Origin of the sequence: Streptomyces blastmyceticus (assembly GCF_039521185.1) — a bacterium.
Taxonomy (GTDB): Bacteria; Actinomycetota; Actinomycetes; order Streptomycetales; family Streptomycetaceae; genus Streptomyces; species Streptomyces blastmyceticus.
Genome location: NZ_BAAABW010000033.1, coordinates 72993 through 88551, shown reverse-complemented (window position 1 = coordinate 88551; position 15559 = coordinate 72993). Strand labels below are relative to the sequence as shown.

General features: G+C 69.9%; 13 protein-coding genes. 10 read left to right on the top strand and 3 right to left on the bottom strand.

Features of this window, described 5'->3' with window-relative positions; genetic code table 11:
* The first annotated feature begins 208 nt into the window (after positions 1-208).
* The gene (locus ABD269_RS30805) at positions 209-2338 is read left to right on the top strand and encodes a primosomal protein N' (protein WP_344123250.1); all 2130 of its coding nucleotides are present in this window, start codon (positions 209-211) and stop codon (positions 2336-2338) included.
* Between the two features lie 93 nt (positions 2339-2431).
* Here the strand turns inward: ABD269_RS30805 and ABD269_RS30800 are convergent, their stop codons facing one another.
* Positions 2432-2935: a hypothetical protein gene (locus ABD269_RS30800; RefSeq protein WP_301889029.1), complete on the bottom strand. Its 504-nt coding sequence runs from the start codon at positions 2933-2935 to the stop codon at positions 2432-2434.
* Between the two features lie 257 nt (positions 2936-3192).
* On the opposite strand from ABD269_RS30800, the gene fmt reads away from it, so the two are divergent.
* The 4 genes from fmt to ABD269_RS30780 all read left to right on the top strand — a co-directional run bounded on the left by fmt (position 3193) and on the right by ABD269_RS30780 (position 9806).
* Positions 3193-4122 (top strand): methionyl-tRNA formyltransferase, encoded by a 930-nt coding sequence (gene fmt / locus ABD269_RS30795; protein WP_344123247.1) that lies wholly within the window; start codon positions 3193-3195, stop codon positions 4120-4122.
* 148 nt (positions 4123-4270) lie between these two features.
* Positions 4271-5707: an RsmB/NOP family class I SAM-dependent RNA methyltransferase gene (locus ABD269_RS30790; RefSeq protein WP_344123245.1), complete on the top strand. Its 1437-nt coding sequence runs from the start codon at positions 4271-4273 to the stop codon at positions 5705-5707.
* A gap of 168 nt (positions 5708-5875) precedes the next feature.
* Entirely contained in the window at positions 5876-7531 is a 1656-nt protein-coding gene (locus ABD269_RS30785) for a recombinase family protein (RefSeq protein WP_344123243.1), read from the top strand.
* Positions 7532-8978: 1447 nt separating this feature from the next.
* Positions 8979-9806: a recombinase family protein gene (locus ABD269_RS30780; protein WP_344123241.1), complete on the top strand. Its 828-nt coding sequence runs from the start codon at positions 8979-8981 to the stop codon at positions 9804-9806.
* A gap of 638 nt (positions 9807-10444) precedes the next feature.
* On the opposite strand, the gene ABD269_RS30775 is transcribed toward ABD269_RS30780, so the two are convergent.
* Positions 10445-10738 carry a hypothetical protein gene (locus ABD269_RS30775; protein ID WP_344123239.1) on the bottom strand — a complete coding sequence of 98 codons (294 nt, stop codon included), beginning with the start codon at positions 10736-10738 and terminating at the stop codon, positions 10445-10447.
* A 23-nt stretch (positions 10739-10761) separates the two neighbouring features.
* Complete coding sequence (locus tag ABD269_RS30770; RefSeq protein ID WP_344123237.1) at positions 10762-10983, bottom strand: hypothetical protein; 222 nt, start codon at positions 10981-10983, stop codon at positions 10762-10764.
* A gap of 135 nt (positions 10984-11118) precedes the next feature.
* Here ABD269_RS30770 and ABD269_RS30765 point away from each other — a divergent pair, with 135 nt between their 5' ends.
* The 5 genes from ABD269_RS30765 (at position 11119) to ABD269_RS30745 (ending at position 15525) form a co-directional block, all read left to right on the top strand.
* Complete coding sequence (locus ABD269_RS30765) at positions 11119-12054, top strand: helix-turn-helix domain-containing protein (RefSeq protein WP_425573014.1); 936 nt, start codon at positions 11119-11121, stop codon at positions 12052-12054.
* Positions 12002-12151 (top strand): DUF397 domain-containing protein, encoded by a 150-nt coding sequence (locus ABD269_RS30760; protein WP_425573016.1) that lies wholly within the window; start codon positions 12002-12004, stop codon positions 12149-12151. Before ABD269_RS30765 ends, ABD269_RS30760 begins: the two co-directional genes overlap by 53 nt.
* Positions 12152-12339: 188 nt before the next feature.
* Positions 12340-13023 (top strand): ribulose-phosphate 3-epimerase, encoded by a 684-nt coding sequence (gene rpe / locus ABD269_RS30755; protein WP_344123234.1) that lies wholly within the window; start codon positions 12340-12342, stop codon positions 13021-13023.
* 146 nt (positions 13024-13169) lie between these two features.
* Positions 13170-14159 carry a sugar-binding transcriptional regulator gene (locus ABD269_RS30750; RefSeq protein ID WP_205519335.1) on the top strand — a complete coding sequence of 330 codons (990 nt, stop codon included), beginning with the start codon at positions 13170-13172 and terminating at the stop codon, positions 14157-14159.
* 193 nt (positions 14160-14352) lie between these two features.
* On the top strand, positions 14353-15525 hold the full coding sequence (locus ABD269_RS30745; protein WP_344123232.1) for a pyridoxal phosphate-dependent aminotransferase: 1173 nt from the start codon (positions 14353-14355) through the stop codon (positions 15523-15525).
* The last annotated feature ends 34 nt before the right edge of the window (positions 15526-15559 follow it).

The following is a 15559-nucleotide window of genomic DNA, read 5'->3' as shown; positions in this document are numbered from 1 at the left end:
GACCGCCGCCTACGGCCACTTCGGCCGCGAGCTCCCGGACTTCACCTGGGAGCGCACGGACCGCGTGGACGCCCTGAAGAAGGCAGCGGGCCTGTAGGTCCCGCACCAGGCACGTACGACAGCGGCCCGGACACCCCTGAAGCGGGGTGGCCGGGCCGCTGTCGTACGCGGGGCCGCGTTGTCAGTGCGGTCTGCTAAGACTTGAGCTGTGAGCAGCGACAAGGGGGCGGGGGAGCCGCAGGGCGGGGAGCAGCTTGCGCTGATCCGGGAGACCGTGCGGCAGGCCAAGGTGCCGCGGGCCAAGCCGCGGACGTGGCGGGGGGCGGCGCTGGCCGAGGAGTTCCCGGTGGCGCGGGTGCTCGTCGACAAGGGGCTCGTCCACCTCGACCAGTATTTCGACTACGCCGTGCCCGCGGCGATGGACGCCGAGGCGCGCCCCGGGGTGCGGGTGCGGGTGCGGTTCGGGGCCCGGGTCGCCAAGGGGCGGCGCGAGGGCGGCGAGCTGCACAACGGGTTCATCGTCGAGCGCCTCGCCGAGAGCGAGTACCGCGGCCCGCTGGCCCCCCTCGCCCAGGTGCTGTCCCCGGAGCCGGTGCTCGGGCCGGAGCTGCTGAAGCTCTGCCGCGCGGTCGCCGACCGCTATGCCGGCACCCTCGCGGACGTCGTGCAGCTGGCCGTGCCTCCGCGCAGGGCCCGCGCGGAGGCCGCCGCGTCCCCCGAGCCGCTGCCGCCGCCGACCGCTCCGGAGCCGGGCAGCTGGTCGCGCTATGCCACCGGGCCCGCCTATCTCGCCGCCGTGGCCCGCGGTGACTCACCGCGCGCGGTGTGGACGGCGCTGCCCGGCCCGCAGTGGCCGGACGAGCTGGCGCGCGCCGCGGCCGCCGCGCTGTCCTCGGGCCGGGGCGCGCTGATCGTCGTGCCGGACGGCCGCTGCGCCGCCCGCGTCGACGCGGCCCTGACCGCGCTGCTCGGCGAGGGCCGCCATGTGCTGCTGACCGCCGAGACCGGCCCGGAGGAGCGCTACCGCCGCTGGCTGGCGGTCAGCCGGGGTTCCGTGCGGGCCGTGGTCGGCACCCGGGCCGCGATGTTCGCGCCGGTGCGCGACCTGGGCCTCGCGGCCATCTGGGACGACGGCGACTCCAGCCACAGCGAGCAGCACGCACCGCAGCCGCACGCGCGCGAGGTGCTGCTGCTGCGTGCGGCCCACGAGAAGGCGGCGTTCCTGCTCGGCGGCTTCGGCTGCACGGTCGAGGCGGCCCAGCTGGTGGACACCGGCTGGGCGCTGCCGCTGACGGCCGCCCGCGAGCAGGTCCGGGCGGCGGCGCCGCTGATCCGTACGGTCGGCGACGCCGAGCAGGCGCGGGACGAGGCCGCGCGCGCCGCCCGGCTGCCCTCGCTCGCCTGGCAGACCGCGCGGGAGGGCCTCAAGCACGGCCCGGTGCTCGTCCAGGTGCCGCGCCGCGGGTATGTGCCGCGGCTGGCCTGCGAGCGCTGCCGGGAGCCCGCGCGCTGCGCGCACTGCGCGGGCCCGCTGGAGGCCCGCGGCGGCGACGGCGGACTGCACTGCGGCTGGTGCGCCCGGCAGGCCCCGGACTGGCACTGCGCCGAGTGCGGGGGCACGCGGCTGCGCGCCATGGTCGTGGGCGCGGGGCGGACCGCCGAGGAGCTGGGCCGGGCCTTCCCGGCCGTGCCCGTACGCACCTCGGGGCGCGACCACGTGCTCGACACCGTCCCCGACCGGCCCGCCCTGATCGTCTCCACGCCCGGCGCCGAGCCGGTCGCCGAGGGCGGCTACGCGGCGGCCCTGCTGCTGGACGGCTGGGCGATGCTCGGCCGTCCCGACCTGCGTGCGGGCGAGGAGGCGCTGCGCCGCTGGCTGGGCGCGGCCGCGCTGGTGCGCGGGCAGGACGCGGGCGGCACGGTGGTCGTCGTCGCCGAGCCCACCCTGCGGCCCGTGCAGGCGCTGGTCCGCTGGGACCCCGCCGGGCACGCGGTCCGCGAGCTCGCGGACCGCGCGGAGCTGGGCTTCCCGCCCGTGTCCCGGATGGCGTCGGTGGCCGGGCCCCCGGAAGCCGTCGTGGATCTGATCGCGTCGGCGGAGCTGCCCGCGGGGGCGGAGGTCCTCGGCCCGGTGCCGCTGCCCGTGACCCTGCCGGGCCGCCCGCGCCGCGCGGGTGACCCACCGCCGGGGGAGCACTGGGAGCGCGCGCTGGTTCGGGTCCGCCCGGGGCAGGGCGGCGAGCTGGCGGCGGCGCTCAAGAGGGGCCGGGCGGCCCGGCTGGCGCGCCGCGACGGCGAGCCGGTGCGGCTGCGGATCGACCCGCCGGACATCGGCTGACGTCCCGTGCGTCCAGGCGGACGGCGGCTCCGGGCCGACGACGCGCGCTCGGGCGTAGCACGGCGGCGGGCGTTGCGCGGCGGCCGACGCGCGTCAGCCGTTGCGCGGGCCCGGGAAGGCCGGTGGCCTCGGCTCGTCGCGCGCGACGGAGGGCTGGCCCGGCACCGCGCGGGCGGCGGGCACGACCGGCACTGCGGACGGCTCGGCCGTACGGACCGCCTCCGCGCCCTCGGTGCCGGCCTGCCCGGTGGAGCGGCGCGCTCCGTAGCGCCGGTGCACCGCCTGCTTGGTGACGCCCAGCGCCGAACCCACCGCGTCCCACGAGAAGCCCAGCGAGCGGTCGAAGTCCACCGCCGCCGTCACCAGCGTCTCGACGCTGTCCCGCAGCTCCTGGGCCAGCCGGACGGTCGGTGCGGGTGCCCGCCCGTAGACGACGAAACCGGCGGACGGGCCGGTGCGCCGCGGGCGGTAGACATTGCCCAGCTGGGCGGTGAGGGTGCGCAGGGCGTCCACCTGCCTGCGGACCCGCTCGATGTCCCGGACCAGAAGATGCAGGCTGGCCCGTGCCTGGGCGTCGTGGGTTGCGTGGTCGGCCATGAAGAAGCCTCTCGGACCGGCGGGGTAAAAGGACTAAAAAAGGACGAGAGTTGACATCCAACGCAAGCGGGCCGCGGCAGCGGCCCGTTCAGGTCAATCTCTCTTGACCACAACGCGCCACGGCCCGCCGGGTCACGGTATGGGGGCGCACATCCTCCGGAATGGGGCGCGGGACGGCCCGTACGCCCCCTGATCCCCGGGCGCCTAGACTGGTGGGCTGTTCCGTTCGGCGCTCGAGGAGAGGTAGTTCGCCACCCATGAGGCTCGTCTTCGCCGGTACCCCCGAGGTCGCCGTCCCCGCCCTCGACGCCCTGATCGCCTCCGGCCGCCATGAGGTCGTCGCCGTCGTCACCCGGCCCGACGCCCCCGCCGGGCGCGGCCGCCGACTGGTCGCCAGCCCCGTCGCCGAGCGCGCCGAGGAAGCGGGCATCGAGGTGCTCAAGCCCGCCCGGCCGCGCGATCCGGACTTCCTCGCCCGGCTGCGGGAGATCGCCCCCGACTGCTGCCCGGTCGTCGCCTACGGCGCCCTGCTGCCCAAGGCCGCGCTGGAGATCCCGGCGCACGGCTGGGTCAACCTCCACTTCTCGCTGCTGCCCGCGTGGCGCGGCGCCGCCCCCGTCCAGCACGCGGTCCTCGCGGGCGACGAGGTCACCGGGGCCTCGACCTTCCTGATCGAGGAGGGGCTGGACTCCGGGCCCGTCTTCGGCGTGCTCACCGAGGAGGTCCGGCCCACCGACACCAGTGGCGACCTGCTGACCCGACTCGCCTTCGCGGGCGCCGGGCTGCTCACCGCCACCATGGACGGCATCGAGGACGGCACCCTCAAGGCAGTGCCGCAGCCCGCGGAGGGCATCACCCTCGCCCCGAAGATCCAGGTCGAGGACGCCCGGCTGGACTGGTCCGCGCCCGCGCTGCGGGTCGACCGCGTGGTGCGCGGCTGCGCGCCCGCGCCGGGCGCGTGGACGGTCTTCCGCGGCGAGCGGCTGAAGGTGATGGCGGTCTCGCCCGCGCCCGGCCGCGACGGCCTCGCGCCCGGGGAGATCGCGGCCGCGAAGAACTCCGTGCACGTGGGGACGGGTTCGCACGTGGTGGAGCTGCTCTGGGTGCAGCCGCAGGGCAAGAAGCCGATGGCCGCCGCGGATTGGGCGCGCGGCGTCCGGATCTCCGAGGGCGAGCGGCTCGGCTGACCGCTGCCGCGGCGGTCGCGCCCACGGGCGTGCCTCGTGGGGCCGGTGTGCGGCTGCGGGCCGTTCGCGGCTGGTCGTGCGGTTCCTCGCGCCCCTTACGGGGCGCGTAAGGTGGGTTTTCCGTACCTCAGCACCCGGAGCACCTTTCGTGAACGATCAGGCCCCTCGTCGCCCCGCAAGACCGCATCGCCGGCCCAAGAAGGACCCGGTGCGGATCCTCGCCTTCGAGGCGCTGCGGGCCGTGGACGAGCGGGACGCGTACGCGAACCTCGTGCTGCCGCCGCTGCTGCGCAAGGCCCGCGAGAAGGGCAAGGAGCAGGGCGGCTTCGACGCGCGCGACGCCGCGCTCGCCACCGAGCTGGTCTACGGGACGCTGCGCCGCCAGGGGACGTACGACGCGATCATCGCCGCCTGCGTCGACCGGCCGCTGCGCGAGGTCGACCCGCCCGTGCTGGACGTACTGAGCCTGGGCGCGCACCAGTTGCTCGGCACCCGCATCCCGCCGCACGCGGCGGTGTCGGCCAGCGTCGAGCTGGCGCGGGTCGTGCTCGGTGACGGCCGGGCGAAGTTCGTCAACGCGGTCCTGCGCCGGATCACCGCCCACGACCTCGACGGCTGGCTGGAGAAGGTCGCCCCGCCCTACGAGGACGACCCCGAGGAGCACCTCTCCGTCGTCCACTCGCACCCGCGGTGGATCGTCTCCGCGCTGTGGGACGCGCTCGGCGGCGGCCGCGCCGGTATCGAGGACCTCCTCGACGCCGACAACGAGCGGCCCGAGGTCACCCTCGTCGCCCGCCCGGGGCGCGCCACCACCGAGGAGCTGCTGGCCGCGGCCGGCGAGGAGTCGGCGCTGCCCGGCCGCTGGTCGCCCTACGCGGTGCGGCTCGCCGAGGGCGGCGAGCCCGGCGCGCTGGACGCCGTGCGCGAGGGGCGGGCGGGCGTCCAGGACGAGGGCAGCCAGCTGGTCGCCCTCGCCCTCGCGAACGCTCCGCTGGAGGGCCCCGACGGCCGCTGGCTGGACGGCTGCGCGGGCCCCGGCGGCAAGGCCGCCATGCTCGGCGCGCTCGCCGCGCAGCGCGGTGCCGCGCTGCTGGCCTCCGAGAAGCAGCCGCACCGCGCCCGGCTCGTCGAGCGGGCGCTGGCCGGCAACCCCGGCCCGTACCAGGTCATCGCCGCCGACGGCACGCGCCCGCCGTGGCGGGAGGGGACCTTCGACCGTGTCCTCGTCGACGTGCCCTGCACCGGGCTCGGCGCCCTGCGGCGCCGTCCCGAGGCGCGCTGGCGCCGCCGCCCAGAGGACCTCGCGGGCTTCGCACCGCTCCAGCGCGACCTGCTGCGGGAGGCGTTGCGGGCGGTACGCGTCGGCGGCGTCGTCGGCTACGCGACGTGCTCGCCGCACCCCGCGGAGACGCGGGCGGTCGTGGAGGACGTCCTCAAGCGGCAGGGTGTGGCCGCGGAGTGGATCGACGCACGGCCCCTGATGCAGCAGGTCCCGGCGCTGGGCGAGGGCCCGGACGTCCAGCTGTGGCCCCACCTGCACGGCACGGACGCGATGTATCTGGCGCTGCTGCGCCGCACGGCCTGACGGCCCCCGGGAAGCGGGAAGCAGCACCCGGATCGGAACACCGGCCACGGCATGGCAAGCTAAACGCATGGCCGCGCAGATCAACCCGTTGATTCTGCACTCTTCCCAACCTTGTGTGTACGGTCCCACCTGGGCACATGCCCACTTGAAGGGGGAGGACCAACCACTATGCGGGTACTGCCGATCAAGCGCATCAGCCGCGACACCGAAGAGTCGTCGGCGCTGGAGCGACAGGGCATCGAACTGGAGGAAGCGTGCCGCGAAGGCGGCCATGACATCGTTGAATGGGTAGAAGACTCCTGCGTTTCTGGTGCGGTCAACCTGGATAAGCGGAAGTCTCTCGGTAAGTGGCTGAAGGAACCACTCGTGAACGAGTGGGAAGCACTGATGGTGACGACCCAGGATCGAATAACCCGTGACGACATTCACTGGTGGCTGTTCGTCGCTTGGGTACTGGAGCACAAGAAAACGGTCATTGTTCTTGACGATCCGTCGTTGGACCTGACGACGGAAGACGGTCGGACTATTGCCGGTTTCAAGGCATCGGGTGCAGCTAAATACCGAAAGGCTGTCCAGGTGAAGAAGCTCAACCAGACCAACTACTACCGTTCGCAGAATCTATGGCCGGGGGGAAAATGGCCATACGGATACCGCACCACGCTGATTGAGCATAACAGCGCGATGCGGGAGAAGCTGGTTCTCGACCCCGTCTCATCCGTCAGGGTTCGTGAAGCCTATGACCGCTTGGTCAACAAGAGTGAGTCCTTGCGGTCGATTGCCAATGACTGGAACGCTGCGGGGGCGCATTCCCCTAGTGACCATCAGAGGCATGTGAACAAGAAGGCGGGGCGTTCTCAGTCGAGGACTGAGGTACGTGGCATCAAGTGGACAACTACTTCCCTCCGTGGCGTGCTAACCAATCCGGCAATCCTTGGTTATGCGATACATAAAGGTGAGGTACGCAAGCAGACCAACGGCCTGCCCGTTGTGTGGGCAGATCCGATCCTGACACGTGCGGAGTTCGACAAGCTGCAAACCGTGTTGGAGAAGCGGAAAGGGAATGGGCGTACATCGCAGAAGGCAGTAACCCCGTGGATCGGGGTTCTGTTCTGTAAATGTGGTGCGCCAATGTACCGCCATAACACCCGGAATCAGAATAGCGGTAAGCAGGAGTACCAATACTACGTGTGCCGTGACCGCAGCGGCACGTACACGGCTAAAGCCTGCCAGCTTTCGAAGTCTTGGCCGGTGAAGCTTACGGACGAATGGATTGCCTCAATTTTCCTGGAATATGTGGGGGATCTTGAGGTTATCGAGCGAACCTTTGTTTCGGGTGTCGATCACGGCTCGGAGATAGCAGAGTTGAAGACAGCTCTTGAGAATCTGACTCAGTCAATTGCTATGGCTAAATCCCCGGCAGTCATCAGCGCATTGACTGCGAGCATGGAAGAGCACGCGGTCAGCATCGCGAAGCTAGAGGCTGAACCCGTGATCCCTTCTGGCTACTCGGAAATCCCGACGGGTGTGACCTATCGCGAACAGTGGGACGCTAAAGAAGATCTGATGGATAAGGGGGAGTTCCTTCGGAAATCCGGATTCCGGATTCACCTGGGAGGGTCACACAAAATCCCGAACATCGTGATTTATGTCGGAGATGATTTGGAGAAGCGCGTCCGGGACGTTTCTGCTGGCATGGTTGAGCCTGGGTGGCCGGAATTGGCGACGGCCACTAGTCAAGCCTCTGTGGCGGAGATGCGGGCGGAGGAGGCCAAAGTTGCTGCATACGTCGCAGCAGGGCGTAGAGCGGTTGCGAAGGCGGCTTAAGGCGATCTGAGAGAAGTCTCTTCCGGGATCTTCCTTGCCGACAGCTTCACGCCCCTACGGCAACTCCACAGCCTCCCTGGCGATGGCCCCCGGCCTAGGTTCTTCCCTAGGTCCGGGGGTCTCTGCGTCCCTGCGCCTCCGGCTAGTCCCTTTCGGGGGCCTGGGCGCTCTAAGGGCTTGCATGGGCCCTCCGGGGCCCTAGCAGGCGTGAGATAGCCTTTCTCTTGTGACCGATGGGCGCTCGGGCGCCTGAGAGGCGCACAGGGCCTTTCGGTGGCCCTGTGGTGGAGTGTGGACAGTCCAGGGACCGAAGGAACTCTTGGGCTCCCTTGCGCCCTGGGCGCCACTCCCGCGCGTGCGCGCGTTCAATGCGCCGTTAGAACGGCGCTTCTTCTTGTTGCTGGGGCCGTTCAACGACGGCCCCATAGTCATAGTTATTAGGCATAATACTGACGTAGTCAGAACCTAGGCTACTAAGGCTCTTCTTGGCTTTATACCTACTAATGGCGGGCTTGGGGCCCGCCTTATTAGAGCTATCAATATCAGAGCTATCTACACTAGCGGGGGCTGAAGGCCCCCTAGTAGAGCTAGAAGAGCTAGATATGTTGTATGTCGTCTGAGACATACCCTCTTCGGGGATGCTCAGCCGGTAGATGACGGGCCCGTCAGGGACCTTCCCTGTCTTGGTGAGCCACCCTGCTTCCCGTAGCTTGCTCACCAACCGATTGACCCTTTGCTCCGGCGTCTTACCGCCGTAGCCCAGGTGCTGGGCTATCAGGCTATTCGATGGATAGATATTGGTTCCTGTCTCATAGTCTCCGTAGAGCGACATGGTTACTCCGACTAGCTTTGCTTCTCTTGGCGTGTCGGAGCGCAGCAATGCGCGCCGCCAAATGTGCTCCTCTATCTTGAGCCCTCCTGTCTCTGGTCCCGGGCGAGCGGAATGTCACAGCAAGAATTCAGATACGTACACGGTTGGAATGCTCGCCTCAGGTGTCGGTTCCGACTGGATTGGGCATACATTACCCCTGCTTTCAAGGCAGGGGCCAGTGAAAATTCTCATGAGGTGAATCGGAACCCTCGCAGGGGCTCGGTGCGGTAATGGCTGCGGAAAATAAGGGAGAGGGTTCGATTCCTGAGGCTGCTCCTCGGGAATCCTGAAACCCGTACAGGGTTCGAGGAAGGCACCCCCGGTGGGTCCTGGCGGGGCCGGTGCGGGTATTACCCCCGGGTGGGTGTGACCGTCCAGGCGGGCAGTCGGCATCGGCGGGCAGTGCCCATGGCGCAGCGTGAGCAAGCCCGAGCGTCTCAGAAACCATCGTTAGTGAGACGCATGGGCGGGCACTGGGCCATGCCCGTTTCACCCCTGCTTCGACGTCTCGAAACTCGTCTCAAAACATCAGTCCAGCCCCTAGCTTTAGAGACACGTTTATGAGACGTTCTGATCATGACGACGATGACCCCGGCCGACAAGGTTGAGCGGCACGACTGCCCGAAGTGCCAGGCGCCCGCAGGAAGTCCCTGCCGTACTGCTGCGGGCAAGGTGGCTGCCAGCTACCACACGGGCCGCTTCACCCTGGTGCCCGCGCTCAAAGCGGAGCTGACTGTGAAGACCCCGGCCGACCGCAGCCCCGGCAAGCCCTGGACGGCCACAGAAGGCTCCCTCCCGGCCTCTGAGCCCGTGCGGGGAGCAGCGATACGTCTTGGCTACGCACGCTGCTCCACAGTCGGCCAGGAGCTTCAGAGCCAACTCGATCTGTTGGCCCGCGCCGACTGCACCCGAGTGTTCTCAGAGAAGATCAGCACCCGGGTGAAGGAACGTCCCGAGCTGGACAAGGCACTCACGCTTGCCCGGGAGATCAGGACTGCCGCCCCCGGCCAGCCGGTCATCTTGACCGTGGTGGAGATGAAGCGCCTTGCCCGAAGCGCTGCTGAGCTCATGACGCTGTCGTCCACCCTCCAGGCGGACGGCATCCAACTGGAGCTTCTGTCCGGCCCGCTCCAGGGCGTCTACGACCCGAACGGGGCCGGGGCCATCGTGTTCGCCGTACTCGCCGTCTCCGCTGAGGTGGAGCGGGAAGGCATACGGGAGAAGACACTGGAGGGACTGGAGACTGCGGCCCGCAAGGGCAACCACGGCGGGCGGCCGACCGTCGTCGATGACGACAAGCTTGCCGTGGCCCGCGCCCGGCACGCAAAGGGGGAGAGCGTCACGGCCATTGCCAAGGCCCTCGGAGTTTCCAGGGCGACTCTGTACCGGCACCTAGGCGAGTAGGGCGTAGCAGAGCGCAGAGCCCCGCCCGCACGCCTCGGGGGAGGAATGTGCGAGCGGGGCCGGTGCGGCGCTAGGACGCAGCGCCACATGCGCACGGGTAGCTCTTCGGTTCCCCTGCTACCACCATGATGATCTTTCCGAGGCCACCGCAGTTCGAGCATCCGCGCCGACGCTGCCGAACCGCTTCGGCTACTTCCTTATGAAAGTGCTCGACCACGTGGGCCTGATTGGGGTCCGTCCACTCGACGGGCTCTTTCGACTCCTCGTTCGGAGCGTTGTCGCTCATCCTTTGCCCCTTCGATGGGCGGGTGCATCAACTGGCACGGTACCGCCAACTGTTGGCGGTGCGTGCTCCGTTGATGGTCATCACCCTTGCTTCTCCCCCGATCCGTTGCAGCTCAGGCAGTTCACGTCATGTGTCTTGCCCTCGTCGTCGATGATGATGATCTTTCCCAGTCCCCCGCATGTCGTGCAGTTCTCAGGCATTGCCTAACCTCCGCTCGTCGGGTGGTGCTGGAACCCGTCCGGCCGCTCAGCCGCGAGGACGGCCGGACGGGCGTTTGGTGCCCGCCCCTGTGCCGGGGGAAAGGGAAGCAACCCCCTCGGGGGGAGGGGCATCCGGCAGAGGGGCAGGCGGTCTAGGGGGTGCCGTGCTGGTGCGGCAGGCGGAACGCCTCAAGGCGCGCAGCGGCGTCGACCAGCGCGCGCAGCTCGTCCATGTCCTCCTGCCATCCGCGCAACCGGGCGATGACGACCTGGGCGAACTGATCGCGGAATTCCTGAGTGTCGTAGACCGCCGGGCTGTAGGCGGGGGTCAGTGCGTCCGCCGTCACATCACCCTTGGGGGGCGCGGGCGGATCGGCCGACCCGTCCGACGCGACCACAAAGGCGGGACGAGTCCGCTCGCCGTCGGCAGGATGCTGCTCATCCATGCGTGTGGATCTCCGCCCAGGCATCAGTCCATGCTCCGGGGGCTGAGCCCGAGCGTGGCCCGCTCTTCAGTCGTCGCGAGACGCAAGCGGGACATGTCCGCCGTCCACTCCTTGCCCCCGGGTACGCCCTTGATCGTGTACGTCCGGCCGTCCAGGGATTTGGTCACCCCCAGGGCTCCGCTCTCCCGATCGGCCACCAGTACGCCGAAGCGGTAGCCCGTCCCCCAAGCATGAGTCGCAGTCATTTGTTCGATCCTCCGTGTGTCCCGCTCCGGTCGGGCGGGCAACTCCCTTGTAGGGTCACCAGAGTTGCGAGTCGACAGCGCCCTGAACAGTGCTTTGATGTTTCCAAACGACGATGGAAAGTCCGGAGGTTGCACGTGAGCGAGGAGGCGCAAGACGGCCCGGCGTTCTACGGCCAGGAGGTGTCGTGTGCCCGGGAACACGCGGGTGTGAAGCAGCCGGAGCTAGCCGAGGCGACGGGCTACAAGGTGCCCTACGTGTCCAAGATCGAGAATGGGCACACCTTGGGGAGTGAACTCTTCGCCGAAAGGTGCGATCAGTTCTTCCGCACGTCGGGCTACTTCCTCCGACTGCACCGCAGGATCAGCGATGCGGGACACCCTGAATGGTTCGTGCCGTACGTCAAGCTGGAGCGCCAAGCCGTCGCGATCGAGGATTACTCAAACACGTTCATCAAGGGCATGTTGCAAACGCCCGCCTATGCGGAAGCGGTCTTTCGGGCGGCGTACCCCCGGGAGAGCGCTAGGGAGATCAAGGCCCGCGTGGAATCACGGCTTGCTCGGCATGGCGTGATAGAGCGTGCCGACCCCCCGCGTCTGTGGGTCGTCTTCCATGAGGCCACGCTACGTATGATCGTCGGCAGCCGGGAGACGATGGGGGAACAGCTTGACTACCTGCTAGGGGAGAGCGAGCGACCCACCGTCACGATTCAGGTGCTTCCCAACGATCGCACCCCCGTCGCTCACCTGCCTTTCGTGCTGCTGACACCGAGGGACGACGGACCAACCGTTCTCTACGAGGAGATCAGGCACCACGCACGGGTGGATGACTCGGCGTCTGCCGTCGCGGAGGCCCAGGACGTCTACAACCGGCTTCGCGCTGATGCACTGCCGCCGTGGCAGTCACAAGCCTTGATCCGCGACATCCTCAAGGAGATCACCACCCATGAGCACCATCCCGGACCTCTCCCGCGCGATATGGGAGAAGTCGAGCTACAGCGGCGGAACCGGCGGCGACTGCATCGAGTTCGCCCGCAACCTCGCAGCGTCGTCCGGCGTCGTCCCGGTCCGTGACAGCAAGGACCCCCATGGGCCCGCCCTGAGCTTCTCTGTGAGTGCGTGGCGGTCGTTCGTGACCGGGGCGAAGGGGGACGCCTTCCTGGCCGCCTGACGGGCCTCTGGGGCATCCTGGAGGGATGAGATCAGGGCAATCCCAGCACGGCTCGGCGGCCTCCCACCTGCGGCCGCTGCACCCGTAGGGCCTAGTCTTGCAAGGGACAGCCCCTGTTCAGCGGCCCCGCCGTGGGCGGGATCGTGGGGCGCAGCGAGTCCAGGTGGCCCCGTACAGAGAGTTTGGAAATGGCCCAGATCAACCCCAGCATCCTCTCCGCCGATTTCGCCCGCCTCGCCGAGGAGGCGAAGGCGGTCGAGGGCGCCGACTGGCTCCATGTCGATGTCATGGACAACCACTTCGTCCCCAACCTCACGCTCGGGGTGCCGGTCGTCGAATCGCTCAGCAGGGCCACGCACACCCCCCTCGACTGCCACCTGATGATCGAGGACCCGGACCGCTGGGCCCCGCAGTACGTCGAGGCGGGCGCGGGGTCGGTGACCTTCCACGCGGAGGCCGCCGCGGCGCCCGTGCGGCTGGCGCGGGAGATCCGGGCCAAGGGCGCCCGCGCTTCGATGGCGCTCAAGCCCGCGACGCCCATCGAGCCGTACGAGGACCTGCTGCCCGAGCTCGACATGCTGCTGATCATGACCGTGGAGCCCGGCTTCGGCGGCCAGGCCTTCCTGGACATCATGCTCCCCAAGATCCGCCGCACCCGCGAGCTGATCCAGCGGCACGGTCTGGAGCTGTGGCTCCAGGTCGACGGCGGGGTCTCGGCGCAGACGATCGAGCGCTGCGCGGAGGCCGGGGCGGACGTCTTCGTGGCCGGCTCCGCCGTCTACGGTGCGCAGGACCCGGCCGCCGCCGTACGCTCGCTGAGGGCACAGGCGGAGCAGGCCACCGCGGCCGCGCCCTGGGCCTGCGCGCACTGACCCGGACCCGCACGCGCCCGAAAAACCACGGCGCGGCGCAGGGCCTGATCAAAGGACCGCCGTTTCTGACAGGATGACGGTCGAGTCCACAGCTTGAACACAGTAGTGAGGAGACCGCGGTGTCGACGGGCCGTTCAGCCACGCCGATGGGGCCCGCCGAGCTGGTGCAGGCGGCGGCCATGGCCCGCCGCTTCTACCTCGAGGGCAAGTCGAAGATCCAGATCGCCGAGGAGTTCGGCGTGAGCCGCTTCAAGGTGGCCCGCGTGCTGGAGACCGCTCTGGAGCGGGATCTGGTGCGGATCGAGATCCGGGTGCCCGCCGAGCTGGACGCGGAGCGCTCCGACGCGCTGCGCGCCCGCTACGGCCTGCGGCACGCCGTGGTCGTCGAGTCCCCGGCCGACGCGGCCGACGACGCGCCCGACCCCGAGAACCTCGGCGAGGTGGCGGCGGACCTGCTCGGCGAGCTGGTGCACGAGGGCGACGTCCTCGGCCTCGCCTGGGGCCGTTCCACCATCCACATGGCCGCGGCCCTGCACCGGCTGCCGCCGTGCACGGTCGTGCAGCTCACCGGCGTCTACGACGCGGGCACCGCCGAGCGCGGCTCGGTGGAGGCCGTGCGCCGCGCGGCCCAGGTCTCCGGCGGCGAGGCGCACCCGATCTACGCGCCGATGCTGCTGCCCGACTCCGCGACCGCCGCTGCCCTGCGCGGCCAGACCGGCATCGCGCGGGCCTTCGACTACTTCGACAAGGTCACGGTGGCCGCCGTGTCCATCGGCTCCTGGGCGCCCGGCATCTCGACCGTCTACGACATGCTCGGCGAGGAGGAGCGCGCGCACTACGCCTCGCTCGGCGCCGCGGCCGAGATGTCCGCGCACCTCTTCGACGCCGACGGCCGGCGCATCGGCCGCGACCTGGGCGAGCGCTGCATCACCGTCGAGGCGGACCGGCTGCGCCGCATACCGGAGGTCGTCGCGATCGCCGGTGGCCTGCGCAAGGCCGCCGCGATCGGCGCGGTGCTGCGGTCCGGCCTGGTCACCAGCCTGGTCACCGACACCGCCGCCGCCGACTATCTGCTGCTGGAGACCGGCCCGGGCCCGCGCCCGGCGCTGGACCGGGCGGACCCGGACGGCAGCTGAACCACCGTCGGCACCCGGCGCACACACAGGGCCTCGCCTTTGGGCGGGGCCCTTTTCGCCGCCCTCCGCCACGACCGGCCCGCTCCCGGCGGCAGCTGACACCCCCTCAGACGTGCTCTCGCGTCACCCGGCTGTGAGAATGCTGCGAGAAGTGCCGTGCCCGTACGTCCGGTTCCGTCGAGGGAGAACACGCATGACCCGAAAGCCCGTCAACAGCCGCCTGGCGGAGTTCGGCACCACCATCTTCGCGGAGATGTCCGCCCTGGCGGCCCGGACCGGTGCGATCAACCTCGGCCAGGGCTTCCCGGACACCGACGGCCCCGAGGAGATCCGCGAGGCGGCCGTCCGCGCCCTGCGCGACGGCCGCGGCAACCAGTACCCGCTCGCCCCCGGCATCCCCGAGCTGCGCCTCGCCGTCGCCGACCACCAGGCGCACCGCTACGCGCTCTCGTACGACCCCGACACCGAGGTCCTGGTCACCGCGGGCGCGACCGAGGCGATCGCCGCCGCGCTGCTCGCGCTGGTCGAGCCCGGCGACGGGGTGATAGCGCTGGAGCCGTACTACGACTCGTACGCGGCCTGCATCGCCATGGCCGGCGGCAAGCGGGTCCCCGTGACGCTGCGCCCCCGCGACGGGGCCTTTCGGCTGGACCTCGACGAGCTGCGCGACGCGGTCACCCCCCGCACCCGGGTGCTCCTGATCAACACCCCGCACAATCCGACCGGCACGGTGCTCACCCGCGAGGAGCTGACCGCCGTGGCCGCCCTCGCGGTCGAGCACGACCTCCTCGTCATCTCCGACGAGGTCTACGAACACCTCGTCTTCGACGGCGCGGAGCACATCCCGCTCGCCTCCCTGCCCGGCATGCGCGAGCGCACCGTCACCATCGGCTCGGCGGGCAAGACCTTCTCCTTCACCGGCTGGAAGGTCGGCTGGGTGACGGCACCGGCGGCCCTGGTCACCGCGGTCCGCTCGGCCAAGCAGTTCCTGACGTACGTCTCGTCCGGCCCGTTCCAGTACGCGATCGCGGAGGCCCTGCGGCTGCCCGACAGCTACTTCGAGGACTTCCGCGCCGACATGCGGGCCAAGCGCGACCTGCTGGCGGCCGGGCTCGCGGACGCGGGCTTCACCGTGCACCGCCCGGCGGGCACGTACTTCATCACCACCGACATCCGCCCCCTGGGCGAGAGCGACGGCCTCGCCTTCTGCCTCGGCCTCCCCGAGCGCGCGGGCGTGGTCGCCGTCCCCAACGCCGTCTTCTACGACAACCGCGCCGAGGGCGCCCCCTTCGTCCGCTTCGCGTTCTGCAAGCGGATCGCCGTGCTGGAGGAGGCGGTGGCGCGCCTCAAGAGCCTGGGGGCGTGAGCGACCCGAGGAATCCGTACCCGGCCGCCGCAGC

What these genes read in the sequence shown, in the direction of transcription:
- ABD269_RS30800 (WP_301889029.1), bottom strand. Translation starts at nt 2,935, where the DNA reads ATGGCCGACCACGCAACCCACGACGCCCAGGCACGGGCCAGCCTGCAT.
- fmt (WP_344123247.1), top strand. Translation starts at nt 3,193, where the DNA reads ATGAGGCTCGTCTTCGCCGGTACCCCCGAGGTCGCCGTCCCCGCCCTC.
- ABD269_RS30785 (WP_344123243.1), top strand. Translation starts at nt 5,876, where the DNA reads ATGCGGGTACTGCCGATCAAGCGCATCAGCCGCGACACCGAAGAGTCG.
- ABD269_RS30780 (WP_344123241.1), top strand. Translation starts at nt 8,979, where the DNA reads ATGACGACGATGACCCCGGCCGACAAGGTTGAGCGGCACGACTGCCCG.
- ABD269_RS30775 (WP_344123239.1), bottom strand. Translation starts at nt 10,738, where the DNA reads ATGGATGAGCAGCATCCTGCCGACGGCGAGCGGACTCGTCCCGCCTTT.
- ABD269_RS30770 (WP_344123237.1), bottom strand. Translation starts at nt 10,983, where the DNA reads ATGACTGCGACTCATGCTTGGGGGACGGGCTACCGCTTCGGCGTACTG.
- rpe (WP_344123234.1), top strand. Translation starts at nt 12,340, where the DNA reads ATGGCCCAGATCAACCCCAGCATCCTCTCCGCCGATTTCGCCCGCCTC.
- ABD269_RS30750 (WP_205519335.1), top strand. Translation starts at nt 13,170, where the DNA reads ATGGGGCCCGCCGAGCTGGTGCAGGCGGCGGCCATGGCCCGCCGCTTC.
- ABD269_RS30745 (WP_344123232.1), top strand. Translation starts at nt 14,353, where the DNA reads ATGACCCGAAAGCCCGTCAACAGCCGCCTGGCGGAGTTCGGCACCACC.